Annotated in this window: 23 protein-coding genes and 1 tRNA gene; 12 read left to right on the forward strand and 12 right to left on the reverse strand. The window is 60.8% G+C overall.

Going from position 1 to position 25,511, the window contains the following annotated elements; genetic code table 11:
* Positions 1–43 precede the first annotated feature (43 nt).
* Positions 44–1,006, forward strand: a complete 963-nt coding sequence (locus tag BLW03_RS08600; RefSeq protein WP_139285147.1) for an LOG family protein — start codon at positions 44–46, stop codon at positions 1,004–1,006.
* 58 nt (positions 1,007–1,064) lie between these two features.
* Here the strand turns inward: BLW03_RS08600 and BLW03_RS08605 are convergent, their stop codons facing one another.
* Complete coding sequence (locus BLW03_RS08605) at positions 1,065–2,012, reverse strand: alpha/beta fold hydrolase (RefSeq protein WP_170834992.1); 948 nt, start codon at positions 2,010–2,012, stop codon at positions 1,065–1,067.
* Between the two features lie 132 nt (positions 2,013–2,144).
* Between BLW03_RS08605 and BLW03_RS08610 the strand changes: the two genes are divergently transcribed.
* Complete coding sequence (locus tag BLW03_RS08610; RefSeq protein WP_074653391.1) at positions 2,145–3,311, forward strand: glycosyltransferase; 1,167 nt, start codon at positions 2,145–2,147, stop codon at positions 3,309–3,311.
* Here BLW03_RS08610 and BLW03_RS08615 read toward each other — a convergent pair.
* Positions 3,250–4,488 (reverse strand): hypothetical protein, encoded by a 1,239-nt coding sequence (locus tag BLW03_RS08615; protein WP_074653393.1) that lies wholly within the window; start codon positions 4,486–4,488, stop codon positions 3,250–3,252. The genes BLW03_RS08610 and BLW03_RS08615 overlap by 62 nt on opposite strands.
* 126 nt (positions 4,489–4,614) lie before the next feature.
* Here BLW03_RS08615 and BLW03_RS08620 point away from each other — a divergent pair, with 126 nt between their 5' ends.
* Positions 4,615–6,573, forward strand: coding sequence for an ABC-F family ATP-binding cassette domain-containing protein (locus BLW03_RS08620; protein ID WP_074653394.1), 1,959 nt, complete (start codon positions 4,615–4,617; stop codon positions 6,571–6,573).
* Between the two features lie 268 nt (positions 6,574–6,841).
* Here the strand turns inward: BLW03_RS08620 and BLW03_RS08625 are convergent, their stop codons facing one another.
* A complete protein-coding gene (locus tag BLW03_RS08625) occupies positions 6,842–8,653 on the reverse strand; it encodes a TonB-dependent receptor plug domain-containing protein (protein WP_074655878.1) in 1,812 nt (603 codons plus the stop codon).
* 128 nt (positions 8,654–8,781) lie between these two features.
* On the opposite strand from BLW03_RS08625, the gene BLW03_RS08630 reads away from it, so the two are divergent.
* The 4 genes from BLW03_RS08630 (at position 8,782) to gluQRS (ending at position 14,792) form a co-directional block, all read left to right on the forward strand.
* Complete coding sequence (locus BLW03_RS08630; RefSeq protein WP_083350414.1) at positions 8,782–9,831, forward strand: CPBP family intramembrane glutamic endopeptidase; 1,050 nt, start codon at positions 8,782–8,784, stop codon at positions 9,829–9,831.
* Between the two features lie 205 nt (positions 9,832–10,036).
* Positions 10,037–12,841: a phosphoenolpyruvate carboxylase gene (locus tag BLW03_RS08635; RefSeq protein WP_074653396.1), complete on the forward strand. Its 2,805-nt coding sequence runs from the start codon at positions 10,037–10,039 to the stop codon at positions 12,839–12,841.
* A 119-nt stretch (positions 12,842–12,960) separates the two neighbouring features.
* The gene (locus BLW03_RS08640; RefSeq protein ID WP_074653398.1) at positions 12,961–13,842 is read left to right on the forward strand and encodes a hypothetical protein; all 882 of its coding nucleotides are present in this window, start codon (positions 12,961–12,963) and stop codon (positions 13,840–13,842) included.
* A gap of 47 nt (positions 13,843–13,889) precedes the next feature.
* Positions 13,890–14,792, forward strand: coding sequence for a tRNA glutamyl-Q(34) synthetase GluQRS (gluQRS, locus tag BLW03_RS08645; RefSeq protein WP_348270839.1), 903 nt, complete (start codon positions 13,890–13,892; stop codon positions 14,790–14,792).
* Positions 14,793–14,844: 52 nt separating this feature from the next.
* On the opposite strand, the gene BLW03_RS08650 is transcribed toward gluQRS, so the two are convergent.
* Positions 14,845–15,738: a LysR family transcriptional regulator gene (locus BLW03_RS08650; protein WP_074653400.1), complete on the reverse strand. Its 894-nt coding sequence runs from the start codon at positions 15,736–15,738 to the stop codon at positions 14,845–14,847.
* 71 nt (positions 15,739–15,809) lie between these two features.
* Between BLW03_RS08650 and BLW03_RS08655 the strand changes: the two genes are divergently transcribed.
* Positions 15,810–16,694 (forward strand): DMT family transporter, encoded by an 885-nt coding sequence (locus BLW03_RS08655; RefSeq protein ID WP_074653401.1) that lies wholly within the window; start codon positions 15,810–15,812, stop codon positions 16,692–16,694.
* Between the two features lie 53 nt (positions 16,695–16,747).
* On the opposite strand, the gene BLW03_RS08660 is transcribed toward BLW03_RS08655, so the two are convergent.
* The 3 genes from BLW03_RS08660 to BLW03_RS08670 all read right to left on the reverse strand — a co-directional run bounded on the left by BLW03_RS08660 (position 16,748) and on the right by BLW03_RS08670 (position 18,320).
* A tRNA-Pro gene (locus BLW03_RS08660) sits at positions 16,748–16,824 on the reverse strand.
* Positions 16,825–16,955: 131 nt separating this feature from the next.
* Positions 16,956–17,192, reverse strand: a complete 237-nt coding sequence (locus tag BLW03_RS08665) for a superinfection immunity protein (RefSeq protein WP_074653403.1) — start codon at positions 17,190–17,192, stop codon at positions 16,956–16,958.
* Positions 17,193–17,318: 126 nt separating this feature from the next.
* The gene (locus BLW03_RS08670; RefSeq protein WP_074653405.1) at positions 17,319–18,320 is read right to left on the reverse strand and encodes an aldo/keto reductase; all 1,002 of its coding nucleotides are present in this window, start codon (positions 18,318–18,320) and stop codon (positions 17,319–17,321) included.
* 144 nt (positions 18,321–18,464) lie between these two features.
* Between BLW03_RS08670 and BLW03_RS08675 the strand changes: the two genes are divergently transcribed.
* Both BLW03_RS08675 and msrB read left to right on the forward strand, forming a co-directional pair.
* The gene (locus tag BLW03_RS08675) at positions 18,465–18,863 is read left to right on the forward strand and encodes a RidA family protein (protein ID WP_074653406.1); all 399 of its coding nucleotides are present in this window, start codon (positions 18,465–18,467) and stop codon (positions 18,861–18,863) included.
* An 80-nt stretch (positions 18,864–18,943) separates the two neighbouring features.
* Positions 18,944–19,390, forward strand: a complete 447-nt coding sequence (gene msrB, locus BLW03_RS08680; RefSeq protein ID WP_074653408.1) for a peptide-methionine (R)-S-oxide reductase MsrB — start codon at positions 18,944–18,946, stop codon at positions 19,388–19,390.
* Between the two features lie 56 nt (positions 19,391–19,446).
* On the opposite strand, the gene BLW03_RS08685 is transcribed toward msrB, so the two are convergent.
* Together BLW03_RS08685 and BLW03_RS08690 are read right to left on the reverse strand one after the other, a co-directional pair.
* On the reverse strand, positions 19,447–19,839 hold the full coding sequence (locus BLW03_RS08685) for a hypothetical protein (RefSeq protein ID WP_074653410.1): 393 nt from the start codon (positions 19,837–19,839) through the stop codon (positions 19,447–19,449).
* A gap of 35 nt (positions 19,840–19,874) precedes the next feature.
* Complete coding sequence (locus BLW03_RS08690; RefSeq protein ID WP_074655881.1) at positions 19,875–20,348, reverse strand: DinB family protein; 474 nt, start codon at positions 20,346–20,348, stop codon at positions 19,875–19,877.
* A gap of 64 nt (positions 20,349–20,412) precedes the next feature.
* On the opposite strand from BLW03_RS08690, the gene BLW03_RS08695 reads away from it, so the two are divergent.
* Both BLW03_RS08695 and BLW03_RS08700 read left to right on the forward strand, forming a co-directional pair.
* A complete protein-coding gene (locus BLW03_RS08695; RefSeq protein ID WP_074653411.1) occupies positions 20,413–21,729 on the forward strand; it encodes an ArnT family glycosyltransferase in 1,317 nt (438 codons plus the stop codon).
* Positions 21,730–21,793: 64 nt separating this feature from the next.
* The gene (locus tag BLW03_RS08700) at positions 21,794–22,348 is read left to right on the forward strand and encodes a hypothetical protein (protein WP_074653413.1); all 555 of its coding nucleotides are present in this window, start codon (positions 21,794–21,796) and stop codon (positions 22,346–22,348) included.
* 74 nt (positions 22,349–22,422) lie between these two features.
* Here BLW03_RS08700 and BLW03_RS08705 read toward each other — a convergent pair whose 3' ends face one another.
* The 3 genes from BLW03_RS08705 to BLW03_RS08715 all read right to left on the reverse strand — a co-directional run bounded on the left by BLW03_RS08705 (position 22,423) and on the right by BLW03_RS08715 (position 25,477).
* Complete coding sequence (locus BLW03_RS08705) at positions 22,423–22,899, reverse strand: hypothetical protein (protein ID WP_074653414.1); 477 nt, start codon at positions 22,897–22,899, stop codon at positions 22,423–22,425.
* 76 nt (positions 22,900–22,975) lie between these two features.
* Positions 22,976–23,548: a hypothetical protein gene (locus BLW03_RS08710; RefSeq protein ID WP_074653416.1), complete on the reverse strand. Its 573-nt coding sequence runs from the start codon at positions 23,546–23,548 to the stop codon at positions 22,976–22,978.
* Positions 23,549–23,956: 408 nt separating this feature from the next.
* On the reverse strand, positions 23,957–25,477 hold the full coding sequence (locus BLW03_RS08715; protein ID WP_074653417.1) for an AAA family ATPase: 1,521 nt from the start codon (positions 25,475–25,477) through the stop codon (positions 23,957–23,959).
* Positions 25,478–25,511: the final 34 nt, after the last annotated feature.

Consider the following 25,511-nt stretch of genomic DNA (forward strand, 5'->3'; position numbering starts at 1 on the left):
CAACACTGAACTGCCCAACGCCCCCAACGCATCTCATCGAGTGATGACGAACAAACCGATGCCCGAAACGCCGCTGGAGCAAGCTCCTCTTGCCTACGAGAACGAAGAATTCCTGGATAGCCCGGACGCGCGCATGTTGCGCATCATGGCCGAGTACCAGGAGCCAATGGCCCGCTTCCGCCGGGAACGCATCCAGGACACCGTTGTCTTCTTCGGCAGTGCCCGCTTTGCCGCTTTGGATGTTGCGCAGGGTCGGATGCAGCTGCTGGAAAACTCTTACTCCAATGAACTGGCGCCCGACGCCGAACAGCCCGCGCAACCCGGCGACATCAACGCAAGCGATCTGAAGCGCAGGCATGCAGAGACCGCCATCGAGATGGCGGGTTACTACGAGGATGCGCGCAAGCTCGCGTACATGCTGACCGACTGGACCAAGGGCCTCCCCGGACGCCGCAGGCGTTTTGTCGTGACCAGTGGTGGCGGTCCGGGCATCATGGAGGCGGCAAACCGTGGGGCATTCGAAGCCGGGGGTAAGACCATTGGCCTGAACATCGCACTGCCCTTCGAGCAGCGGCCCAATCCGTACATAACCCCTGCGCTCAACTTCCAGTTCCACTATTTCTTCATGCGCAAGTTCTGGTTCGCCTACCTGGCGAAGGCTCTGGTGGTCTTCCCCGGCGGCTTCGGTACCCTCGATGAAATGTTCGAACTGCTGACGCTGGCGCAGACCCACAAGATGGCTAAGGAGATGACGATCGTCATCTACGGCAGCGATTACTGGAAGGGCGTGATCAACCTGGATCTGCTTGCGGAGAAAGGCGCGATCGCGATGAAGGACAAGGATCTGTTCCGCTTCGCCGATACTCCCGAGGCGGCCTTCGCCATCCTGCGTGAGGGACTGCAAAAGCACTGCCCACAGTGCCCGCCCGACGAGAGAGTGCCGGACGAACCAGCACCCAATGCGCAGGAAGCCCTTGGTCCGGACATCGCAGCTACCCTCGGCTGACCGACTCCCACTCATGACGAGGAAGCCCGTCGTGTATGGGGTAGCGCGGAGGCATTTCCTATCTGCCGAGGAAACCTTCAACGGCCTCAACGAACTTCCCCGGTTGCTCCAACGACGGCACGTGGCCGCTTTGCTCCACGAGGACAAGTTTTGCACCAGGGATCGCCTCGGCATACGCATGCACCTGTGCAACGGGAACCGTGGAATCTTCAGCACCCCAGACTACAAGCGTCGGCAGCGTGATGCTGCTGGCCTTGTCGCCTACGGCTTCCTTCAACACGGCAGGGTTCGTCATGAAGGCATTGGTGACGAGTCCATCGTTCGCAGCAAGCTTCGTGATGAAGCGTCGCTTTGCAACCTCTGCTGTAATCAAGTCCTTATTGAAGAAGACCGCCCGAAGCCCAGTGATGACCTCGTCGACCGTACTGACCGATAGGTGGATGGTTGGGCTCGGCACGCCGGCGGTCTGCGGCACAACGAAACCCGCTGCGTCTTCAAGGATGAGACGGCGCGGTGGAGGCAGCGTGCTGCCAGGTACCAGTGCCTGCTCAGCGTACGCGGCGGCGACCCATCCGCCAAGCGATTCGCCCAAGAGATCGAAGCGCGTGACACCGATCGTGCGCAGGAACTCTGCAAGGAACTCAACATAGGTCTGCACGCGGTATGCGATCAGTGGTTTATCACTCTGGCCGGAACCAATCTGGTCCAGCGCAATGACGCGACGATGCTTCGCAAGCGCCGGCAACGACGGTCCGAAGTCGACGTCGGCCTGAGAGCCATAGCCATGCACGAGTACCAACACAGACTGGTCCGGAGAAGTGGACTTGCCCATGTCGTAGTACGCGATGCTTTGCCCAAAGACAGGGACGCGATGCTGCGCAGGCAGTGGGTGCCCAAAAATATCTGTGTTGTGTTGAGAAGCAGCCACGTGAAGTTGCGCGAGGGACGGCACAGGAAGGCAGAGCGCGGAAAGCGCCAGGAGTGCGAAGCGTAAGCGAATCGTCATAGTCATCTGGTGGCCGCCACTCATGCGAGAGGTCGTCCCTGAGAAGAAGCCTACTCCATGACGAAGACTCCTGCCCGCAGATGAGCACGACATCCCGTCACACGATGCGCATCGCTCTGATACTTTGTCGCCATGGGTGCGCCGCGTGTCGCCTTTTTTCCGGACTCGTTTCACGAGGTGAACGGCGTGGCCCACACCGCGCGGAACTTCACTGCCTACGCGCAGCGTCACGGGCTCCCCTTTCTGGCCATCCGCGCGGGCGCGCCAGGCTCTGTTGGCGCCGCAATTGTTACCACGCAGGGCTCCGTGACGGCGGTCGATCTGCCGCGCGGCCGCGCCTCCATCGCCATGGAGAAGGACCTCAGCTTCGACCCATTCTTCGCGCGCTATGGCCGCGTCATCCGCCGTGCGTTGCGTGACTTCAGGCCGGACGTCATCCACATCACGGGCCCAAGCGAACTCGGGATCTTCGGCGCATACTTCGCCTGGAAGATGGGCATCCCTCTGGCAGCAAGCTGGCACACCAACGTACACGAATATGCTGGACGCCGATCCGCACGACTTGGTAGTCGTGCCGCTCTTCGAATCGAGGAATCAGCACTCGCTGCTACCGCCCGCTTCTACAGCCTGGCGAGTGTCTTGTATGCGCCCAATGAAGAGCTCTGCACGCTGCTGGCACGCACGCAGCGGCCCTGCCACGTGATGCGCCGCGGCGTCGATACCACACTCTTCAGCCCCTCAAAGCGCACGCGCGCGAAGGACGACGGGACCGTCGTGCTCGGCTATGTGGGCAGGCTCTCCGTCGAGAAGAACATCGCCATGTTGCCACGCATTGAGGCGGAACTACGCGAACTCGGCATCACCAACACTAAGTTCGTAATCGTGGGTCAGGGTGGTGACGAAGCGTCTCTGCGCGCCTCGCTCCCCACCGCCGAGTTTGCCGGTGTGCTGCGCGGCGAAGCGCTCGCGGCCGCTTATGCCAACATGGACATCTTCGTCTTCCCTTCGGACACCGATACCTTCGGCAATGTCGTGCTCGAGGCCCTCGCTAGCGGCGTTCCTGCCGTTGTCACAACCGGTGGCGGACCGAAGTTCATCGTGCGCGACGGCGTCACAGGCTACGCACGAACACCATCGCTGATGCCTGAGCCCATCGCCGATCTGGTGCGTGACGCGAGCCTGCGCCATACCATGGCGACGGCCGCCCGCGAGTATGCCCTGGGTTGTCGCTGGGACGCTATCTTCGATGGTGTCTACGCGCACTACCCGGCGGCGGCGCATCTGGATCTAATGCGGTAGATGGTGCATAGCTGTCGCTGCGAACCTCCGCCAGCAGAGCCGCGCCGGCAGGCAACACGCCCGTCTCGACATTCACCGAACCCATGCCACCGTCGCCTCGCAGCAGCGGACGAAGGTACGCTCCACGCATGCCCTGCGCGGCCATGACTTGCGAAAGATGCAGCGTGATGGCTCCTTCCGAATTGTTCGTGACCAGCAGCAGGCTGCCCCGTGCATTGCGTTGCCGATCACGCAACAGCCACGCGTGTAAGCCCGGATTCCCCGTAGCCAGAACAGACATCACACTCGACCGCAACACCGCGTGCGTACTGCGAAGCGTCAGTACCTGCTGCACCGCGCTGCGATCTGCTGCAGTGGTCAACAAATGGCTATCCAGCACTGGTGCGCCACCCGACAACAGCAGCGGCAGCAAGCTGCGCAAGGCCGGCACCGAACTTGGCAACTGCGCCCCCGGAGCGCTCTCTGCAACGGCACTGGGCGGCCCTTGTTTCACAATCTCCACAACCTGGGTTGCAGTGTTCATTGCCCCTTGTCCACCAGCCTCCACATCCTGTGCGGAGACAAGGTGCAGCGTAATCGGATCGTGGCGCGATGTGGCCGCATTCCGCGAAGTTCCGCTGCGTGCCGGCGAGGAGACGGCCGCCACACCCGGTGTCCTTGCCATGAGGATGCGTTGTCCCGGGAAACGGTCGATTGTCTCCCGAAGGATGCGTGCCATATCCAGCTCCGTCGGCGTAATTGTCCCGAGATCGAAGCCGGCGACGCCACGGCTCAACCAGAAGCGGATCTCGCCAGCACCACGGTCCCCCTGCGCGCGCTGCAGCGGCATCCGCACCAGCACATGCATGCGGCGGGCAGAGGCCTCGCGCAGCAGCTCGTCCAGATCCTGCTCCGAACCGAAGCTCGGATCGAAGGGCAATGCAGCATCGAAGGGGGGCCGCAGATCCGGCAACAGGACGCTGTCCGCGCTGACCGCGCTCATGTTCTCCAGACTCTTCGCTACTTCCGCGAAGGTGACGTCCCCGCTGAAGCGCACAAACGCGGCATGCTTCCACCATGCCTCCGGCGTAATGCTATTGCCGCGCCACCCCGCGTGCGCCAACTGCTGCGAGCGTGCCACGGCACACACCCCACCAAGGAACATTCCGGAAAGCAGGCGGCGACGCGAGAAGGACATGGCACAACGTTAGATGCGGGAACCAACCGGGGCAAGGACCGCATCCCAACCCGTGCCCTCTCTCAGCCCAACTGTCCGCCGCGCCAATGTTCCCTGCCTGCCTCGATGATCTGCGAAAATGGAAGGATGCTGCATCTTGCCGACGGGTCCAAGCGCTTTGGGCATAAGCTTTTATTTGAAGGCGCCAACTGGCTCATTACGCCGGACGAGCGCACCGGCCTCGTGGGCGGCAACGGCACCGGCAAGTCCACGCTGCTGAAGGTCCTCGCGGGCGTCGAGCAGTTGGACGGCGGCCAGCTCAATCGCAGCAAGGGTCTCACCATCGGTTACCTTCCCCAGGACGGCCTGGTGATGCGCGGCAAAACTGTCTTCGAGGAGTGCCTCAGCGTCTTCCACGAAGCCCTTGCGATGGACAAGGAGATGGACACGCTCAGTGACCAGCTCGCGCACTTCGATCCGGCCTCGCCGGAGTACGCGGCAGTGGCCGACCGCTTCTCGCTCGTTAGCGACACGCTGCAGCAACATGACCTCTACAACCTTGACGCACAGGTGGGCGCGGTCCTGGGTGGCCTTGGCTTCAGCAAGGACGACTGGCGCCGCCAGACGGAGGAGTTCAGCGGTGGCTGGCAGATGCGCATTGCGCTCGCGAAGCTGCTGCTCGAGAAGCCGTCACTCCTGCTGCTTGACGAACCCACGAACCATCTGGACCTTGAAACTCGCAACTGGCTTGAGGAGTACCTGCGGAGCTATCCGCGTGCGTTCATCCTCATCTCGCACGACCGTTACTTTCTTGACGTGACCGTCACCAAGATCACGGAAGTCTGGAACAAGCGCGTGTGGTTCTATACCGGCGGCTACGAAAAATACGTCAAGCAGAAGACCGAGCGCCGTGAACAATTGGCCAAGGACTATGCCAGCCAGCGCGACCGCATCGAGCAGCTCGAAGCGTTTATCAATCGCTTCCGCTACCAGGCCACAAAGGCGAAACAGGTGCAAAGCCGCATCAAGGAACTCGACAAGATCGAACGCATCGAGGTGCCGGAGGACGAAGAGACAATTCACTTCTCCTTCCCGCAGCCGCCCGCCAGCGGACGCACTGTTTGCGAGGTCACAAACCTCTCCAAGCGCTACGACCCGAAACAGATCCTGTCGAATGTGAATTTCACCATCGAACGTGGCGATCGCATCGCGCTCGTTGGGCCCAACGGCGCGGGTAAATCAACACTCATCCGCATGTTGTCCAAGCTCGAGGAGCCCACCACCGGCACCGTACGCTTCGGCCATAACGTGGTTGCCGATTACTTCGCGCAGGACCAATACAAGGTGCTGGACCCGAATGCCAAGATGCTCGATGACATCAACGCATCCGCACCAAAGGTCGCACCTGTAGAACTGCGCAACCTGCTCGGCGCGTTCCTCTTCGCAGGGGACGATGTCTTCAAGCAGCTCGGTGTCCTGAGCGGTGGCGAGCGCAATCGCTACGCATTGGCACGCATGCTCGTGTCGCCCGCAAATTTCATCCTGCTCGACGAGCCAACGAACCATCTTGACCTGCGTGCGAAGGATGTCCTCCTCGAAGCCATCCGCGCCTTTACAGGCACTGTACTCTTCGTCTCGCACGATCGCTATTTCATCGACGGCCTTGCAACACGCGTCTTCGAATGCGATCACGGCGGCGTGCAGGTCTATCCCGGTAACTACGAGGACTACCTGTGGCGCAAGAACGGCGGACCGGAATCGCTGCAAGCCGCAGCCATCGAGATGCAGCGCGCGCACATCCCGGTAGTTGAAACACCCGTCGCTGTCATTTCGCCTGTGACCACGCCTGCTGTCGCGAACGTGAAGAAGCTGAATCCCATCAAGCTGAAACAGATGCAGGATCGTATTCGCTTTGCGGAAGACGAAATGCCCCGCATGGAAGACCGCATGACGGCTCTGGAGACAGCAATGGGAAACTTCGTCTCTGCAGAAGAGTCGCAGAAGCAGACTGCAGAACTCGCGGCACTGCGCAAGCAACACGAGACTCTCATGCTGGAATGGGAAGAGCTTTCAACACAGTTGGAAGAACAAGGCGCTGCAGTCTGATCAGACGGTTATGCTGCGTCTGGCGATGATGAAGCCAGCCGCATAACTATTTCTGACAAATTCGAATCAGGCCGCTTCCGGAGGGGCGTGGCTTCAGTCATGCCTTTGAAGTGAATCTGAAACCCGGCTTCAGCCGCTGAGGCAAGTTCCCTCAGGGGCTAAAGCCCAAAGTGGCTGGATCAGAAATTGTGATGGCTGAAGCCACGCCCGTCCGAAAGCAAAGACCCACTCATGGACCCCGAAGTGGGAGGTCACTCGTCAGACATGACTAATGCCTGCGGGTGAGATTGATCTCAATCCCTGCAACAATGCCGCGGCCCGGCATACGTACCGCCAGGATCTCGGCATAGCCGGTGTTCGCCAGATTCGTTAATTGAACGTAGGGATGCAACCAGCCCGCCTCGCGTGACGCGCCAAGGTCCATCACGGCATACGGCGCCAGGCCGTAACGCTGTGTGACGGAAAATGCCGGTCGCAACTTGATGCCGTGCCGTTCTTGCACGAACCATTCCACGGCGGCGCGGTTCACTGGATAGCTGAAGAGATACTGCGACTGCTGACCATCCAGCGCACTCTGCGCGCCGAAGGTAGCCGTCCAGCTGACCCGGAGCTGCTGCCCGGCCGCGGGGCTGGTCTGCAGAGATGCCTCAACACCGGCAAGACGCACACGCGCCAGGTTGCTCGCCTGCCACTTCGTCACGGATGAGCGGCGCAGATACTCGATGGCATTGCTCTGCTGCGACAGGAAGCCAGTCACCGAGACCGCCATCGTCTTACCGCGATACCAGTCGACACCACCGTCGAAGCTCCACGCCGATTCTGGCTTCAACGCAGGATTGCTGATCGTCGTCGGGTCGTTGTAATAGAGGTCCGTATAGGTGGGCAGGCGAAAACCATACCCCGCGCTGCCACGAAGCTTCCACTTTCCTTGAAGCAGCACACTGGCTGCGAAGGTCGGAGAGGGCACGATGCGGCCACCGCTCAAAACTTCCTCCCGCAGGCCGGCTGAGAAGGTCGCCGTGCGCGCGTGGAGATCGACATCAACATACCCTGCGCCTCGGTTGCGTCCATGCTGGCCAAGCGCATTGCTCCGGATACTGTCGGTGTTCTCCTCGAGCCCTGCAAAGATTCTGCCGATGTGCCCCAGAACATGCGCGTGGCGCACCGCACCCTGCCAGCTTTGGTCGATGTGATTGTTCTCGTACGCCGCAGGACGATCGCGGATGAGGTCATAGACATCCGCATGCCTGCGATAGGCCGCCGCCGCCGTGGTGGCCGCACCAAGCCCCTGCGTGAGCGACGCAAACCATCCCTTCGTCCGCTCCCACGACGGATAGTTGCCATAAAACTGATCCGCGCCAAAGGCTCTGTCACTGCCCGCGACCAGTAAATCACTTTCGCCCAACCGTGTCGTCGCGCGACCTTCCACGCTGACACTCTCACTGCGATAGTCACGGTCCGGCATGAAGCCGCTGGAGAAGTCACGCGCCCCGGCCACGACCACGCTACTGCGGCTTCCTGCGACTGCGCCGACGAAGCTTTGCGTGTTGACGCCGTAGTTACCGCCACCCGCGCGGAGGCGCAGCGAGCTTTCCGTCGGCTTCCAGGTCGTCACATTGACGACACCGCCAAGCGCGTCGGAGCCGTAGATCGTCGAACCCGATCCGTGCAGCACGGCGATCCCGCCAAGCGCCGGTAGAGGCACGGGGATATCGAGGTTGAAGTGGGATGTCTGCGCGTCGTTGACTCGCAGAGCATTCAGTAGGACAAGCGTCTGTTCAAAGTTGCTGCCCCGGATAGAGATGTCCGACTGCACACCCATCGGACCTCTTTGACGGATATCGACCGACGCATCGGTACGCAAAGAGTCCTCAAGGCTCTGCAGCTGTAGGCTGCGGTCTTCCATGTCCAGGACGGTCACAGCGCGAGCGCTTTGTCCCAGCGCGACGGGCTCTGGGTCGCCCACAACGCTAACAGTGTCCTTGACGGGTGGCACCACAGGGTCAGACTTTGGAACCTGCTGCGCGGTTGCCGGGAGGTAGCTTGCAGCGAGGACTACGAAGCAGACTGAAGACGTCATACCGCTTGCCGCGAAAACCCTTTTGCCGACCTGCCACATCTCTCGCAGTGTACGTGCGGTCCGGAGAGACTGTCTGCCCCTGGTCTGTCGTATCGTGGAGACACTCTCTGGAAGGACGAGAGTTCGACATGTCCGACGAGATCACGCCGCAAGCCAAACCGATCGATACAACCGGGGAACCTGAATGGTTCCCACCTGCCCAGGACGACAGCGTCACCCTGCATCGTCCAGAGCCTTCGTCCGCCGTCCGCCGCATCTTCTTCGGACGCGACGGCATGCGGGCGGGCTGGGCGCTCCTGCTATGGTTGCTCTTCGCGGCGATGCTCGCGCGTGGCGTGAACGCCATGCTGCGCATCCTGCTGAGCGGCCGCGTCGCGCCGCATACCATGCCGGAATGGCTAACGCTGCTCAGCTCCACCATTGGCTTCTTCACCGTTGGCGCTGCTGGTCTCATCGTGTCGCGCATCGAGCGCAAACCCTGGTCCGCCTATGGCATTGGATCGCCACGGAGCCGCACCGGCGATTTCGGAATGGGTCTGCTGTGGGGCTTTGGCACGCTCTCTGTCCTGGTAGGAATGCTGCGCGCTGGGGGCTATCTTGCCTTCAGTGGGCTCAATCTCCATGGCGTTGCCAACATTCTCCTGTGGGCCGTGATCTTCGCGCTCTCGTTCCTGATGACGGGCTTCTTCGAAGAGTTCACCTTCCGTGGTTTTCCGCAATTCACGTTGACGCGCGGCATCGCGGGTGCTCTACGGAGTATGGGCCTGGAAGACCACGCTCCCGCTGTGGCCTTCTGGATCACGGCCAGCCTGCTCGCCATCCTGTTCGGTGCTGTGCATGCAGGCAATCCCGGCGAGGGCCGCATCGGTCTGGTGTCCGCAGGACTCATTGGCTTCCTCTTCGCCTTCAGTCTGTGGCGCACCGGATCGCTATGGTGGGCCATTGGCTTCCACGCGGCGTGGGACTGGGCGGAGTCCTACTTCTACGGGACATCCGATAGCGGCCTCGTGCTACCGCATCGTCTGATGACTGCTCTGCCTGAGGGCAACCTGCTCTTCAGCGGCGGCAGTATCGGCCCGGAGGGCAGCATCTTCATCTTCGCCATCATTGCGCTGGTGGCGGCCATCATAGCATTCACGCTGAAGCCAAGAGCCGGGTCGCCTTCCGCCGAGTTTTAAGTCGTGTCTCGCCTGAGCGCAAAGATCGGCTTTGCGTCTATGGATGGAATGGCTGGGTGCGAGTCGCTTTCCGGGGAGTGCCCATGCATGACGGCTCCGTGAGTGGGCTAGTCGAGACGTCTTTGAATGTGCTTCCGAATGCCAGAAGCGGACCTTCTGCCCATCGAGCTGATACGGTCACGCACGATCAGGCATAATCGAAACTATGGCGGGTCTGTGGCAACCGGCAAACTGGAGTCAGCGGCTTGCCGAGCTTGAGGCGAGTACGCCCGAGCTGAAGTCGGCGCCCCTGCGGCGCGATGTACGGTCGCTGGGTACGCTGTTGGGTGAGGTTCTTCGCGAGCAGGTCGGCGAAGATCTCTTTGAGCAAGTAGAGACATTGCGCCGGCTGGCGGCAGAGCGGCGACAAGCAGAGTTCGATGGCGACCACGCACTTGCAGCCAGCGCGTTGCAACAGGCGTTGCTGCTGGTACACACGCTGCCGGTCGACCGGGCGTACCAACTGGCACGCGCCTTCGGCTTCTACTTTGAACTGATCAATCTGGCAGAGACGAACCATCGCAAGCGCCGCCGCCTGGCCGGTGGTCTGCGCAATGATGCAGAGCCGCAACGTGGCAGTCTGCAAGGTACGCTTCGCCGCATGCGCAAGGCTGGTTACACCGCCGAAGAGGCGCTGTCGCTGCTGCGGAAGATCTGCGTCACCCCGGTCTTCACAGCACACCCCACAGAGGTCGCGCGTCGCTCCGTCATCAGTAAGCGCCATCGCATCGCGCAACTGCTCGAAGACCTTGACCGCATCCCCCTAAGCGATGACGCCCTGGAGCAACTGGAGCGTGGACTGCTGACCGAGATCACGGGACTGTGGCAGACCGACGATGTCCGCCTGCAGCGGCCGGCTGTGACAGATGAGGTCCGCATGGGCCTCGACTACTTCAATGACAGCATCTTCGAGACGCTGCCCGCCCTCTACGCCGAGGTGCGTAGCGCGCTGCACAAGGAGTACGGTCTTAACCTGGCGCTGACCGATCTGCCGACACTCGTTACCTTTGGCTCGTGGATCGGCGGCGATCGCGACGGAAATCCCTTTGTGACACCACAGGTCACACGCGAGGCATTGGCCATGTCACGCGAGGTGCTGATGAAGCACTATCGTGCCCGCCTGGTGGAAGCAGCGAAGCATATCTCATCGTCCACACAACAGGCCGCCGCAAGTCCAGAGCTGATATCGGCTGTTGAGGCTTACCTGCGACAGATCCCGGTCGCCGGGGAGGAGATGCGCGCACGCTTCCTGTGCGAGCAGATCCGCATCCTGCTGACGTGCATGCTGGCCCGGCTCGGCAGTGAGAGCGAGTTGTTCATCGCTCCCGCTGACACAGATCGCCTGCCGCCCTATGGCAGCGCGGACGAGATGCTGCACGACCTCGGCCTCATTCGTTCTTCGCTGATGGAAAACCGCGGCGAACGCATCGCGGAGAGCATCCTGGATCCGCTGATCCTCGAGGTCCGGACCTATGGTCTTCACCTGCAGACGCTGGACATCCGCCAGCATGCCAAGGTGCACGACGCGGCCATCACCGAGATCACAGCATGGCGTGAAGATGGTTCCCTTCCGCCGGCACTTTCAGACGCCTCGGCTGAGGTCATCGACACCTTCCGTACGGTCGCGGCGGTCAAGCGCTCCGGCGACCCGAAGAGCATCCGGCAGTACGTCATCAGCGGTGCGACAAGCGCGGAAGATGTGCTCAAAACGGTTTGGCTGGCGCGTCTTGGTGGCGTGACCGCTGAACACACGGAATCGGACCCTGGAATCCTGATTTCTCCGCTCTTTGAATCGATTCAAGATCTGCAGAATGCGCCTGATATTTGCCGCGAACTGTGGACCAGCCCGGCGTATCAACCACTGCTGGAATCCTCCGGTCGGCGTCAGGAAGTGATGCTCGGCTATTCCGACTCGAACAAGGATGGCGGCATGATCGCGTCTACGTGGGAGGTCTGGAAGGCCCATCGCGCCGTGCACACCGTGGCTCGCGAATGCAAGGTAAAGCTGCGTCTCTTCCACGGTCGCGGAGGCACAGTCGGCCGTGGCGGCGGGCCAACGCATCGCGCGATCTACGCCCAGCCGCTTGACAGCTTCGACGGCAGCCTGCGCATCACGGAACAGGGCGAAGTGCTCAACTTCAAGTACAGCGACGTCGTGTTGGCTGAACGCAATCTGGAGCTAATGATTGCCGCCTCACTCGACGCCGTCGCGCGCCCGGACCTGCGTAGTTGCGAGGGCTGCAGCACGCACCTGACCGGCGCCATCGAGCCGGCCTGGGAGTCCACGATGGACGCGCTGGCCGAATGGTCATTCGAACGTTATCGCACGGACATCCTCGACAACCCGGACACGTTCGATTACTTCCAGCAGGCCACTCCGGTCGCGGAGCTGGAGCACGCCAAGATCGGTTCGCGACCAGCCAAGCGTACGGGCAAGCGATCGCTCGCGGACCTGCGGGCCATCCCCTGGGTCTTCGGGTGGATGCAGTCACGGCACACCGTGCCGGCCTGGTACGGCGTTGGCACCGCAATGGAACGCTTCACCACGGAACATCCGAATGGTCTGGAGCAGTTGCAGCGTATGGCTCGCGAGTTTCCGCTGTTCCTGGACATGGTGCGCAACATTGAGTCGGCACTGGCCAAGAGCGACTTCGGCATTGCGCAGATGTACGCCTCGCTCGTCGAAGATGAGGCGCTACGCAACCGCGTCTACCCGATGCTGAAGGACGAGTTCGAGCGCACGCGGTCGATGATTCTACTCATCACACAGCAGGCAGATCTGCTGGAGCAGAACGCGGTTCTTGCACAGTCCATTCGCCTGCGGAATCCCTATGTGGACCCCATGAGCTGGATCCAGGTGGACCTTCTGCGTCGCAAGCGCGAGGCAGGTGAAGCGGACGAAGCTGCCATCAATCGAGCCATTACGGGGACCATCAACGGCATCAGCGCGGGCCTTCGAAACACCGGCTGACCTCCCCAATTTGTGTCACATCGCCAAACGAATGCCAGTGCTACGGTGAACCTGAATCTGGATTTCTCCTGATTCGCTGTTCACCGCTGCTCCTCCTCCTCAGCGGTGATGGAGGTTTTTTGATTCTTTTCTGGCATTTTGCGCGGGCTTATTTTCCCGCGGCCGCATTTCTCTTCTGCACCGCCGCCTGCTCCTCCGCGATTGGTCAGGCATATTCCGCATCCCCCTCCGCCGATGTCAGCACTAGTCAGTCGCAGCAGGACAGTGGGTCGACACTCGCCACTACCGTGCCCGCGACAGGCATGACATACGAAGAGCGGACACGCCTCCCCACCCGGGAGCTTTGGAAGCATCCCGGCCTGGGCATCAGCGTTGGTTTGAACGGTATCGGGCTGGACATCGCAGAGCCGATGGGGCAGCACTTCAATGTGCGCGCAGGTGGTGAGTACCTGAAGTACACTGGCAACTTCACCAGCGACGGCGCACAGATCGGCGCCGATCTGAAGGTGGGCGGCGGTCACGTGGCACTGGACTACTACCCATGGCACAACGGCTTCCGTATCAGCCCACAGGTCCGCTTCGGCGTGCAGACTGAAGCAAATGTGAACGTCATCGTGCCGTCTGGTCAGTCGATCAGCCTTGATGGAGGAGACTACGTCTCGAGCAACGCCAACCCACTGCACGGCACGGGCTTCGTCGACACGCGCAAGACGGCGGTGGGCCTCAGCGTCGGCTATGGCAATCTGAGCTCCCGGCACGGCGCGCACTTCTCGTTCCCGGTGGAGTTTGGTTTCTACTACATCGGTCAGCCGACTTTTGCCGTTACCTTCACTGGCAGCGCCTGCGACCCGACCGTACCGCAGCCACTCGGCTGCCAGGACGTATCTTCCGACGCGGGCTTCCAATCCGATTTGGCGAAGTTCATCAAGCGCCAGAATAACAACTTGAGCTATGCGTCGTTCTTCCCCATTGCCTCTGTGGGCGTAGGCTATCGTTTCTAACGCCGCTTCTCAAACCGAAGGACAAAGGCCGTCCGACTGGGCTGCCTTTGCCCTTCGGATTTATCGTAAAGGCGATGTTCTACCGCGGACGGCTCGCTCCATCTCCCTCGGGATATCTGCATCTTGGTCACGCACGCACCTTCCTCGTTGCTGCGGAGCGCGCAGCCTACGGCACGCTGGTTCTGCGCAACGACGATCTTGATACGCAGCGTTGTCAGCCACACTTCGTCTCGGCCATGCTCGAAGACCTGCACTGGCTCGGCATCCACTGGCAGGAAGGTCCGCTGAGCGGCGGCCGCGACACCGGCGACTTCGGACCGTATGCGCAAAGTCTGCGCGGGCATCTCTATCGAGACGCCTTCGAGCATCTGCGTGCCGCTGGCGCGGTTTACCCGTGCTCCTGTTCCAGGCGAGATCTGCTCGCGGCTTCGCGCGCACCGCACGCCGCAGAGGACGATGAGCCGATCTATCCAGGTACATGCCGGAGCCGCTCGCCGCGCGAAGGCCAGCCAACCGCCTGGCGCTTTCGTGTGCGTGACGGTGATATCGTCCACTTTACTGATGGCCTGCTCGGACCCCAGGAGTTCGTGGCTGGTCGTGACTTTGGTGACTTCGCCGTTCTACGTCGCGATGGCGTACCAAGCTACCAATTAGCCTGCGTTGTGGACGACGCTGCGATGCGCATCACCGAGGTCGTTCGGGGCCGCGATCTCTTACGCTCAACGGCCCGGCAGATCCTGCTGATCCGCGCATTGGGTCTCCCACAGCCGGCCTACGCGCACACCGATCTGGTGGTCAATGAACACGGCGAGCGCCTGGCCAAGCGCGACGACGCACGCAGCATCCGCGCGCTACGCCAAGCAGGGTACACGCCAGAAGAAGTGAGGACGATGGCAATGCAACAACGATCGACGGGATGGGACCTCGAACACCTGAGATCTCACCCCTGAGACATTAGGTGCAAAGGCAGTGTCACACGCTTCTTACGATGGACATCCGCAACTACTTCACCACGCCAATTGTCTCAATCGCAGTGCGCCAGAAGGCCTGCATGGATGGCGAGAACCAGCGATCGCGACGACGTACGAGTTGCGTGTAAACCTTCAGTTGCGGTGACGGCCATCGCAACGCGACCAGCGTACCTGCGCGCAGATTCTCAGCGACCACCATCTCCGGCAAAACAGCGATGCCCATGCGGGAGAGGGCGCATTGCTTCACCGCTTCCACACTGGCGAACGCAAGCGCATGGCCCAACCGGACGCCAGCTTCACGCAATGCGCCTTCGAAGACACCGCGATAACTGCACGTCTCCTCGGTCAGCAGGAGCTGTTCTGCCACGATGTCTGCTGCAGTGATGCGCTTTTGCGAAGCCAGAGGATGCTCGCGTGCCACTACAGCGCGGATTGGTTCCGACCGCAATACATGGGTGATCAGTTGAGGATCACGAATGCGTTCGCTGATGCTGACACCGACATCAACGCCCATTTGAACCGGTGGCCCGGACTCGGCCACACTTGCCGCGTTGAGGACAATCTCCACTTGTGGATAGTCGGTTTGGAACCGCCGGAGCAGTGCAGGAAGGCGATAGGTAAGCACGCTTTCGCAGGCGCTGAGCATCAGTGCGCCGGCTGGCTCGCCGTGCGCGCGGGCACTCTGCATAGCTTCTTCCGCCATACAGAGCAGCCGCTCCGCATGCGGAAGAAAGGCATGGCCCACCTGCGTTAGTTCCAGCGATCGCGGCAGCCGGTGGAAGAGCGGTGAGCCAAGCTGTTCTTCCAGACCCTGCACCTGCGCCGTCACGCTGGACTGCGCGTAGTGCAGGCTGGATGCGGCGCGCGTGAAATTCCCTTCGCGCGCCACCGCGAGAAAGGTACGTACCTGAACGAGATCAAGCAATCGGCAGCTCCGATGGCAGCCATCAAAATGATTCGCTGGACGCGATGGCTCTCCAATGCAATTCTAGGCCCATGAGCACGCGTACGGTGTTGCAGATTCTGCTTCTGTCGGCCATCTGGGGAGTGTCCTTTCTCCTGATTCGCATTGCGGGCGAGAGCTTCCCGCCACTCTGGATTGCGGTCATGCGATCAGGCCTGGGTGGCCTGTTGCTATGGACCGTACTGCTGTTACAGGGAAAGCGACCGGCAGCAAAGCAGCACGTGCCATACCTGCTGCTGGTGGGTCTGTTCAACAACGCCATTCCCTTCACCTGCTTTGCATGGGGTGAGCAGGTCGTGCCGAGCAACACGGCATCCGTGCTAAACGCGACCACGCCGATCTGGACGCTGCTGATCGGTCTTGCAGCGACGCGCAAGGGCACACGCGCAAACGTACTCGCGGGTGTTGCGCTCGGATTCGCGGGCGTCCTCATGGTGGTGCTGCACCAATCGAGCGGAAGCGTCGCCGATGTGCCACGTTCGGTATTCCTGCGAGGTGTTGCGCTGATCTCGTGCGGCGCGCTCGGCTATGCGATTGCGTCGGTCATCGCCAAGGCAAAGTTGCAGGGCGTCGATCCAATCGTGATCGCTGCCTCACAGCTCGGGTCGGCATTCCTGATGGTCACGCCGCTGGCACTTGCTGGCCCTATGCCGACGCACGTACGCGCGGCCACACTCGGTGCAGCTGCGGTGCTGGGCTTCGCCGGCAGCGGCATTGCCTACCTGCTCTTCTTCCACGTCCTCAGCACGTCATCTGCGACGCATGCAGTCGCCGTCACATACCTGCTCCCGCTGTGGGGTGTCTTCTGGGGAGCGATCGCTCACGAGCCTATCGGGGTTTGGACCTTTGCCGGAGTTCTGGTCACGATTGCAGGTCTGGCGCTAATGAATCTACGACCAAAGCCGGCTGCGGCGTGACATTGCGAGCAATGGCAAAGGGCGACCGTGAGGTCGCCCTTTGCTCTGAATAATGGTCGGGGAGAGAGGATTCGAACCTCCGACCCCCTGGTCCCGAACCAGGTGCTCTACCAGGCTGAGCCACTCCCCGATGCCGTGCGGTGAATCGTTGGCGAAAGGGGCTGAGGGGCCTGTTTCACCTCAGCAGCCAACTAGGGTAGTGTACCAGAGATCGTCCGGCTTCTCAGCGACGACACGGTACGTTGGCTCTTCCCGCCGCTGTTAGAAGCGCTCCCACTGGGCGCAACGTCCTCGGATATAGGGCGAGCCGTACGGAACCGGCATATAGACGGAACGCGGCATGGAGAGCAGCGCCCAAACCATCATGGCTGCCCAGCCGATGCCTGTCCACCCAAAGAGCAGGTTCAGCAGCAGTACGCCTGCAACACCGTGGCCGCGACGCGCGGCAAGGATGCTGGGAAGGAAGTAAAGCACACACAGCAGGGCGAAAGTGATCATGCCAGGCCGCCTCCAGGCGGCGCACGGAAAGATACGCCGCGCTATCGGCGAAAGTTCCCAGACAATCGCGCGACCGCGGAGTGGCCGGAACGCGAGATGCGCCCGGCCCATTTCGGCACCTGCAGCCTATGCTTCGACTGGCAGAGCTCCCACCATAGCGGGATCTGCCTCGGCGGTATCGTAGGCGCTCGCCAGCGAAAGCTCGGAAAGTTGCTCCGCTGACAGTTCTAGATCGGCTGCGGCGAACAGATCGTCCATCTGGTCGATGGATGTGGCGCTCGCAATCGGAGCCAGAATATTCGGGCGCGACAACAGCCAGGCCAGAGCGATGGAAGCCGGCTTCGCTCCGGTATGCTTCGACACCGAATCCAACGCAGCGAGGATCTTCAAGCCGCGGTCGTCGAAATATTTACCGAGCATCCCGGAGCGCCTGGCACCCTCTGCGTCTGCTGCGGTCTTGTACTTCCCTGTTAGGAAGCCGCTCGCGAGAGAGAAGTACGGCACGACGCCGATGTTGAATTCCGCTGCGACAGGCGCAAGATCCCGCTCGTATTCCTGCCGCGTATGCAGGTTGTAGTTCGGCTGAAGCGTCTCATAACGCTGCCATCCGGCATTGCGAGCGACCTCTTCTGCGGCACGCAGACGGCGACCGTCGTAGTTGGAGGCGCCGATGGTGCGTACCTTACCCTCCTGCACCAGGTCATTGAAGGCACGCAGCGTTTCTTCCAGCGGCGCCTCCGCGTCGTCGATATGAGCCTGGTAGAGGTCGATGTAATCCGTCTGCAGACGGCGCAACGATGCCTCGACGGCCGCGCGCATGTACTTTGCGCTCAGGCCCTTCTTGCCCTCACCCATCGGGTTCCCGAGCTTGGTCGCCAGCACAATGGACTCGCGCTTGCCCGTGCGCTTGAGCCAGTTACCGAGGATCGTCTCGCTCTCGCCACCTTTGTTACCGGGAACCCAGCTCGAGTACATGTCCGCCGTGTCGATGAAGTTAAAGCCACGATCGGCAAAGTGATCCAGTACCGCGAACGATTGCTCCTGATCGATCGTCCATCCGAAGACATTACCGCCAAGCATGATGGGCGAGACCGGGGTACCAAGCGCGCCAAGTGTACGCATCTTCATGATTCGATTCTCCTCAACGGTTCAGATGCAGCGGCACAGGAATGGCTGCGGGTTCGGCGTCTCTTCGACCAGGTTCCAGGAGAGACTCTCGGCAAACCTCCTGACTCCAAGCAGGAGTCACCGCAGAACGCTAATATTCATGGAATGAGTGCCACCAAGACAGCCATCACCACACAGGGCGCACCAGCCGCCATTGGACCTTACTCGCAGGCCGTACGTTCCGGCGATCTGCTCTTCGCCTCCGGCCAGATTCCCATTGATCCTGCGACCGGCAACCTGGTCGAGGGCGGCATCGAGGCGCAGACGGAACGCGTCCTTGCGAATGTTGCTGCTGTCCTTTCCGCAGCAGGCCTGGGCTTCGGAGACGTGGTGAAGACCACCGTTTACCTGAAAGACATGAACGACTTCGCTGCCATGAATACCCTGTACGCGCCGAAGCTGGCGCCCGAGGGCACAGTGCCACCCGCGCGGTCGACCGTCGAAGTAGCGCGTCTGCCGAAGGACTCGCGGGTCGAGATCGAAGTCACAGCGCGCTTCTCCTAAGCGGGACTTCACTCGGAAGCACTAGGGCTTCCCATGGTCCATTGGCCGCTCATTCTGCGTCTAATGGACGGAGGATCATTATGGCTGAGAATCTAAAGGCGACTTCGTCTGCTACGGCGGACAACGCGCCGCGCCGTGTGCACAAGACCGAGGAAGAGTGGCGTCAGCTGCTTTCACCGGAGCGCTTCGCGGTTCTGCGCGGCAAAGGCACCGAACGCGCTTTTACGGGCGAACTCTACGAGAACCACGACGACGGCATCTACCACTGTGGCGCGTGCAACGCACCGCTGTTCACGTCGGACACCAAGTTTGAGAGCGGCTCGGGATGGCCAAGCTTCTTCACGCCGGTGTCACCGGACGCAGTCGAAGCCATCGAGGACAATGCTTATGGCATGCGTCGCATCGAGGTGGTCTGTGCAACCTGCGGATCGCACCTGGGACACGTCTTCCCGGACGGCCCAAACCCGACCGGCCTGCGTTACTGCATCAACTCCGCTTCACTGAACTTCGAGCCGGAAGCGAAGTAGAGCAACCGAATCACAGCGAATGGCCGCGGCTTCGGCCGCGCCCATCGCGTTTGGACTCAGTGGCAATGCTTCGCCATCAGGCGTTCTCGCACGACCGCGGTCTCATGGTCTTCCGCCGGCTCCTGATCGTCGTCAACCACGTGGCCTGAGTGCAGATTCACGGAGTAGAGTCCTACCTCCTGTGTACCCCGCTCTGGCATCTGTGCTGTTACGCGGACGGACACGCTGCTTGCGCTGGCGCGCGCAACTGCGGTCGAGATCGACGCATGCAGATTCTGCTCGAAGGCGCGAGCGTTCGGGGTTGCTGCGGCGAGCGATCTCGCATCGCCCGCACTGAGCGTTGCTCGACATGCACTGCGTGGCGGCGCCGGCATCGCGCCATCCGCTGCATGCGCAGACAATGCAGTGATCAGGCTGCCAGCTAATAGTGTTGAGAGTCGCATCGTCATGCGTTCGTCTCCGGTTGCGAGGTGACGTCGGAACGCTAGCTTCCCAGCTGCTCCTTCAGCCGCAGCAGGTGGTTCCGATCATGGCCCGCGATGGATTCGAGCAGCTCCGTGAACGGGAAGGTACCGCGTTCCGGATGGCTCAGGTTATTAGAGCGCTCGGCAGCGGAGACGGTTGTCAGGAACGCCACGTTCCACGCACGCAGCGCGAGGAAGGTTCGCAACGCATCTGCGGCGGAGTACGCACTGTACCGAGTTGCCCAGACATCCTGGTCGAACGGCGTCACCGTCGCTCCGGGCGTCTCCATCGCCTGCCGCATGCGGAAGGCCCACACGATCTCGCAGTCGGCAAGATGCGCGAGCACCTCGCGCACACTCCACTTGCCGGGCTCCAGCGGCTTGTCCATCTGGTCGATCGTCAGACCCGCAATTAGCGACTGCAGTTCCGACGGCGTTGCGATCAGGATGTCGACCGCATCGCGGCCATCAAGGTAGTTCGCATAAGGGTTCATGCCAAACACTCTATCGCGCCGCAACACGATCACGTGAGCTTCGCGATAAGGTGATGGAGACGCGATGCCGACTCAGCCAATCTCCGCAAGCCAGACTATACAGGCCGACCACCGACTGCGCTGGCAGATCTTCGCCGCAGCCTTCGCCGTACGTGTGCTCTACATCCTGCTCGCGCACACCTTCCGCATCCGTCCCAGCGACGACCACTTCGAGTTCGGCTGGGAGATGGGACGCATCGGCCGCGCGCTTGCGACAGGACACGGCTACAGCGATCCGTTCACCGGACACACAGGCCCGACGGCGTGGGTTCCACCGCTCTACACGCTGCTGGTTGGCGGTGTCTTCAAGCTCTTTGGTGTCTACACAAAGCTCTCCGCGTTCGTACTGCTGACCGTCAATTCCCTGCTGAGCGCGTGGACTGCGGTGCTCTGTTACGAGATCGGTCTGCGCTGCTTCAGCCGTCGCTGCGCCGTGTGGAGCGGATGGCTCTGGGCGCTGTATCCGGCGGCATTGCAGTACGCTGTCCGCTGGGTCTGGGAGATGGCTGCGACCGCTGCTGTGTTTGCCGCGATCCTTGTTGTCATGCTGCGGTTGAGCGGTGTTGGCGAGGAAGAGCCACCGCAGCAGCCATGGCAACTGTGGGCTGCGTTCGGGCTGCTGTGGGCAGCACTCGCCATGCTGAATCCGACGCCAATGCTCATGCTGCCGTTCACCGCGCTCCACGCGCTCGCTGCTCCGGGCTGGCGAACGGCGCTGCGTCCGCGAGTGCTCAGGGCTGCGTTCGCAGGTCTGCTGTTCGTCGCTGCGCTCGCGCCGTGGACCGCGCGCAACTACGCGGCCTTCCATCGCTTTATTCCGCTGCGCGACAACTTCGGTGCGGAGAACTTCGAGGGCAACAGCGACTGGTCAACCGGCTTTCCGTGGGGCCGAACCGTGCCGCTGGAAAACCGCACGATCCTCGCGGAATACACCGCAATGGGCGAGCCTGCATGGACTGCCGACCGCGGCGCGAAGGCCAGCGCGTGGATTCACACACATCCAAAGCAATTCGTTGCGCTGAGCATCAAGCGAGCGTGGATGTATTGGGCCGGCGTGCCCAAGTCCGTACAGGAGGCTGGCGTGCTCGAATACGGACGCCTCGTCAGCTTCCAGTTCCTGTCGCTCGCAGGCATGCTCGGCGCGGCGCTGGCCGTTCGGCGACGAGCACCCGCAGCGTGGATCTTCTCACTCAGCATGATCCTGCTGCCGCTGCCGTACTATGCGGTGACGGTGCAGGCGCGCTTTCGGCATGTGCTGGAACCAATCATCTGCGTGCTCGGCGTCTTCCTGTTCCAGTCAGCGACCCGACGCAGAGTGAAGGATCGTCGTGAATTGGCGTAGTGTCCTCGTTCTCGCTGCGCGATATGCTGGCTGCCATTGACGCACTTCCCGGAGGAAGCTATTCATGCGCCGCAGCAATATCGCAACGGTCTCGCTGATCGCACTTGCAACACTCGCGTCCATCGCTCCTGCAGCCCACGCTGAGAGCCACAATCCCGCAGACTATCCGTTGCGCGTGCACGTCTTCGGTCGCAGCCAGACGACCTTTTACCACAATCGCCAGGCGGAAGAGGCAAAGGGGGAAGGCCGCGCAAACCTCTTCGAGGGCGGCGAGGCGAAGGGCGTCGACTTCCAGTACGAGTGCGACCACAAGCTGCAGACATCCTCCGGATTCGAGACCTATCCAGCGAAGTGGAAGAAGCCAGGTATGGAACTCGTCATCCTGCAGCCGGAGTTCGGCAAGCCCGGCAGCTTTGACACCTGTCATCTGAAGGTGATGATGAAGGACTTCACCTACATGATGCGTAACGGAAACCTCGCGATGGAACCCACACCCGTGTACAAGGAGTGGATGACGAAGCACGAGTACGATCCGGAACACGGCAAGAACATGCCGATCGCGAACATGCCCGCAGCGCAGGGCGTTGCTCCTCAGCCGCCGGCTGCCCCACCGCAGTAGCAATCCATAGACATCAGAAACGACAAAGGCATCCTCTGCAGGATGCCTTTGTCGTTTCACGCTGCACTCAGGATCTAGCGGTGTCCGCCGCCGCCGTGAGCTCCACCGCCACCGCCAGGATGTCCGCCACCGGGGCCGCCCATCATGTGCTCACCTTCCGGTCCATGTCCCGGGTTGCCGATGTGACCCTGTCCGTCGCGGCCTTCATTGCCGCGGAAGTGGTTGTAGGCCTGATCACCACGGCCGGGGAGCGGTCCGCGATATCCGTTGTGCGGATCGAAGCGATTGTCCACGTGGCCGTAGAAGCCGCGCGGTCCATGGAACCAGGGGCCTGCGCCGATGAAGATACCGCCGTTGAACCAGTCGGGACCGTAGTAGCCGTAAGGCGCGCAATCATACGGAGCGTAGTCAAAGTAGCCGTACGGGCAGCCTGGGGCCGGCCCACCAACGTTGACGCCAAAGGAAACCTGCGCCTGGTCGGCACGGGGAGCTGCAAGCATGACGCCGGCAGCAATCACTGCAGTAGTACATAGAGTCTTGAACGAAACCATTGGTCTACACCTCACTCAGTTAGAAACCCGACAGACTGCAGTAGTTGCAAAACAAGTTTGATCGCATCACGCCGAATCAGGCCGCGTCCCTGGCGAATCCGTCTTCGTCATACTTGTCCTCATCGTCATCCTCGTCATCTTCCTCGGCGTCATCGCCCATCTCTTCCCATTCGCGCAGACTCTCTTCGTGTTGCAGCAGGTCCGGCGGAACACGATCGGCAGGCGCCATCATCGTGCCGTCTTCACTGGTCACAACCTCGTTCACGGGGTGCCGGGCTTCACTGTGATCGCGCTTGTGTGGAGCGCAGTTGTTGCTGGCGAGTTGCAGACCGTAGAGCAGCGCCGTCGCCCGGCCCACGTCCATCGCATCGGATGCGAGCGCATTCACCACGGTCGAGATCGCCATCTGAACGGAGGTGCGGTCCTCCAGCATGCCAAGATCCGGCGTGCGTGCCGCCTGGAAACCGACAGGCCGACCATATCCGATGGTCACACCCTCGGTATTGATGAGCGCACGGTCACGCTGCGCATGCAGCGTGGCTCGGTGACGAGCGTACATGCGGTTATGGAAGCAGAACTCCTGGCCGGTAAGGCGCAGCGATCGGCACTGTTCGCCGCTGGAAAGGATGTGTCGGCAGATGGGCAACATAGTTTCTTACTCCTGAATGCAAAAGGCCCGCCGGAGAGGCGGGCCTTGCTGGTGATGGTCGGTTGGCGCGGACAGGAGGGGGTACCCCTCCCCCTGTTTGGGCTAAATATTACTTTCTAAACGAGTTGACGTTTCCCGCTTTGGCAAAAATTAGATTTCAAAGGGCTTACAGGCAAAAATCAGATAACAAAGGACTTAGGGCACTTCGTGCCGTTCTCGACGCTTCGCGTGTTCGTTGGCGATCAGACTTGGCTTGCGCCGGGTCGGTCACTCCTTTCGCTGGCGTGGGAAGGGCTACTTCAATGATAGCGAGTCCGGAGAAATCACCGGCCAACTAGATGTCGCATGGAATCAATGAGATGCGTGGTCCCGGGACTTGACAGGCATTTTCGATGCCCGGCCTACTGCCTACGCCATTGATCTCTCACGAGCACCGGGAACGGACACATCGGCCTTCGGGGGAACTTCTAGGGCACGGCGCTGCCGTTCCAAAGCTTCCCTCCGCGCCCTAAGCTCCCGCTCATAACTCCAGAGTTCGCCAAGATCATTGCGCATCTCGTCTATCGTCCGCACTTGGGGAATCCGTCCGGCAGCTCTATCGTGTCCGGAAAACTCGGAAGCACGCTTCATCGCAAAGAAGACCCGCTTGTAATCCTCGTCGCTTACGTTCACACCTTTGAGCGACTGCGTGGAGACGCCTGGCTGGAATCGTCCCACAACATCATTCAGGAGACATTCCTCTACCAAGCGCTCCCAAGTCTCACGGAGTTTCGAATAGAAAGCTTCCGTCCTTTCGAGATTCTCTGGAGGAAAGCTAGTCGCTTGATCAGGCATATCTTGGAGCATCACCTCCAAGAACTTGTATCGCTCCTTAACCTTCTTCACTTGCCAAGGACCATCGTCGAACGCCACTTTACCAAAACCTTTGCTTCCGTCTCGATAGATCCAATTTCGCAACACGGGCACCTGCGCCTCACTTGCCGCGACCCAGAGGGCATAGTAGAAGCCGAGATCGTGGGTGAAAACAATTACCTGTTGTCGCTTCTCCGCTTCCTTCACCAAGCGTAAAGCGATCTGCTCAACGTGTAAATGATCTAGAGACGAGACCGGATCGTCGATAACAATTCCGTCACGACCAGGTATTGTCGTCACCTCGGCCAGGAAGCAAGCTAATGCCAACCCTCTAAATTCGCCTTCACTCAAGATTCGTGAATTTGAGTCCCGACCCGTTTTAGATAAGGCAGCCCCTATATATGAAGCGCCCTTTGCGCTTCGCCCCTCGACTTTAATGGGAAGGTATCCCAACCCGAGGAACTCTATCTCTTTCTTTAGGTGGCTAGCGAAGTCCTCTGTGAGATGAGCATCCCGAAGCGCACTACTCTTTCTCGAAATTGCCGTCGTGGCACACTGGGACTTACATTTCCGTAGATCACGGATTTTACGGAGGATTCGTAATCTCTCTTTCAGGCCTGGTAGCGCCTCGGCGCAGACCTTGCGATCCAAAATTTCCGAATGCTCGTTGCTCAGTTCAATCAATGCGTCCGAGTCCAAAGATTCCCGCTCTAGCGCAGCCCTTCGTAAATCGAGGCCAGCGATTGCTTCTTGAATCTTGTCAGGTAGGCCCGCATCAAGTGCACTATTTGGGCAATCACCCTCCGAGACGGAGAGACGCATCCGTTCGGCCTGCAGACAGAACGTGGATATGAGCTTCGAAAGCTCCTCCATCTGTGGAGATGTCGCGATGAGCTCAGCAAGCGACTGAATTATTTCAGTCTGCGTAGGAGTGATTAGCGCGCCGAACTCTAATCTCTTAGCCTTAAGCTTCGCTTCGGCTTCTGAAGCCTTCGCCTGCGTTCGATCAACTAAGAAGTCCCTGAAGCGCTGTAGGCGCTCTACAGATCCACTATCGAATTGTTGCTGGCAGAGCAAGCAGACACGATCTTGCCCTGTGGAGGGAAAGGGC

The sequence above is a fragment of the Terriglobus roseus genome, from assembly GCF_900105625.1.
GTDB classification, from domain to species: Bacteria; Acidobacteriota; Terriglobia; order Terriglobales; family Acidobacteriaceae; genus Terriglobus; species Terriglobus roseus_B.

What these genes read in the sequence shown, in the direction of transcription:
- BLW03_RS08700 (WP_074653413.1), top strand. Translation starts at nt 21,794, where the DNA reads ATGCGCCGCAGCAATATCGCAACGGTCTCGCTGATCGCACTTGCAACA.
- BLW03_RS08625 (WP_074655878.1), bottom strand. Translation starts at nt 8,653, where the DNA reads ATGACGTCTTCAGTCTGCTTCGTAGTCCTCGCTGCAAGCTACCTCCCG.
- BLW03_RS08615 (WP_074653393.1), bottom strand. Translation starts at nt 4,488, where the DNA reads ATGTCCTTCTCGCGTCGCCGCCTGCTTTCCGGAATGTTCCTTGGTGGG.
- BLW03_RS08705 (WP_074653414.1), bottom strand. Translation starts at nt 22,899, where the DNA reads ATGGTTTCGTTCAAGACTCTATGTACTACTGCAGTGATTGCTGCCGGC.
- BLW03_RS08610 (WP_074653391.1), top strand. Translation starts at nt 2,145, where the DNA reads ATGGGTGCGCCGCGTGTCGCCTTTTTTCCGGACTCGTTTCACGAGGTG.
- BLW03_RS08685 (WP_074653410.1), bottom strand. Translation starts at nt 19,839, where the DNA reads ATGACGATGCGACTCTCAACACTATTAGCTGGCAGCCTGATCACTGCA.
- BLW03_RS08675 (WP_074653406.1), top strand. Translation starts at nt 18,465, where the DNA reads ATGAGTGCCACCAAGACAGCCATCACCACACAGGGCGCACCAGCCGCC.
- BLW03_RS08605 (WP_170834992.1), bottom strand. Translation starts at nt 2,012, where the DNA reads ATGACGATTCGCTTACGCTTCGCACTCCTGGCGCTTTCCGCGCTCTGC.
- BLW03_RS08655 (WP_074653401.1), top strand. Translation starts at nt 15,810, where the DNA reads ATGAGCACGCGTACGGTGTTGCAGATTCTGCTTCTGTCGGCCATCTGG.
- BLW03_RS08670 (WP_074653405.1), bottom strand. Translation starts at nt 18,320, where the DNA reads ATGAAGATGCGTACACTTGGCGCGCTTGGTACCCCGGTCTCGCCCATC.
- BLW03_RS08690 (WP_074655881.1), bottom strand. Translation starts at nt 20,348, where the DNA reads ATGAACCCTTATGCGAACTACCTTGATGGCCGCGATGCGGTCGACATC.
- BLW03_RS08600 (WP_139285147.1), top strand. Translation starts at nt 44, where the DNA reads ATGACGAACAAACCGATGCCCGAAACGCCGCTGGAGCAAGCTCCTCTT.
- BLW03_RS08630 (WP_083350414.1), top strand. Translation starts at nt 8,782, where the DNA reads ATGTCCGACGAGATCACGCCGCAAGCCAAACCGATCGATACAACCGGG.
- BLW03_RS08710 (WP_074653416.1), bottom strand. Translation starts at nt 23,548, where the DNA reads ATGTTGCCCATCTGCCGACACATCCTTTCCAGCGGCGAACAGTGCCGA.
- BLW03_RS08695 (WP_074653411.1), top strand. Translation starts at nt 20,413, where the DNA reads ATGCCGACTCAGCCAATCTCCGCAAGCCAGACTATACAGGCCGACCAC.
- BLW03_RS08665 (WP_074653403.1), bottom strand. Translation starts at nt 17,192, where the DNA reads ATGATCACTTTCGCCCTGCTGTGTGTGCTTTACTTCCTTCCCAGCATC.
- msrB (WP_074653408.1), top strand. Translation starts at nt 18,944, where the DNA reads ATGGCTGAGAATCTAAAGGCGACTTCGTCTGCTACGGCGGACAACGCG.
- BLW03_RS08635 (WP_074653396.1), top strand. Translation starts at nt 10,037, where the DNA reads ATGGCGGGTCTGTGGCAACCGGCAAACTGGAGTCAGCGGCTTGCCGAG.
- BLW03_RS08620 (WP_074653394.1), top strand. Translation starts at nt 4,615, where the DNA reads ATGCTGCATCTTGCCGACGGGTCCAAGCGCTTTGGGCATAAGCTTTTA.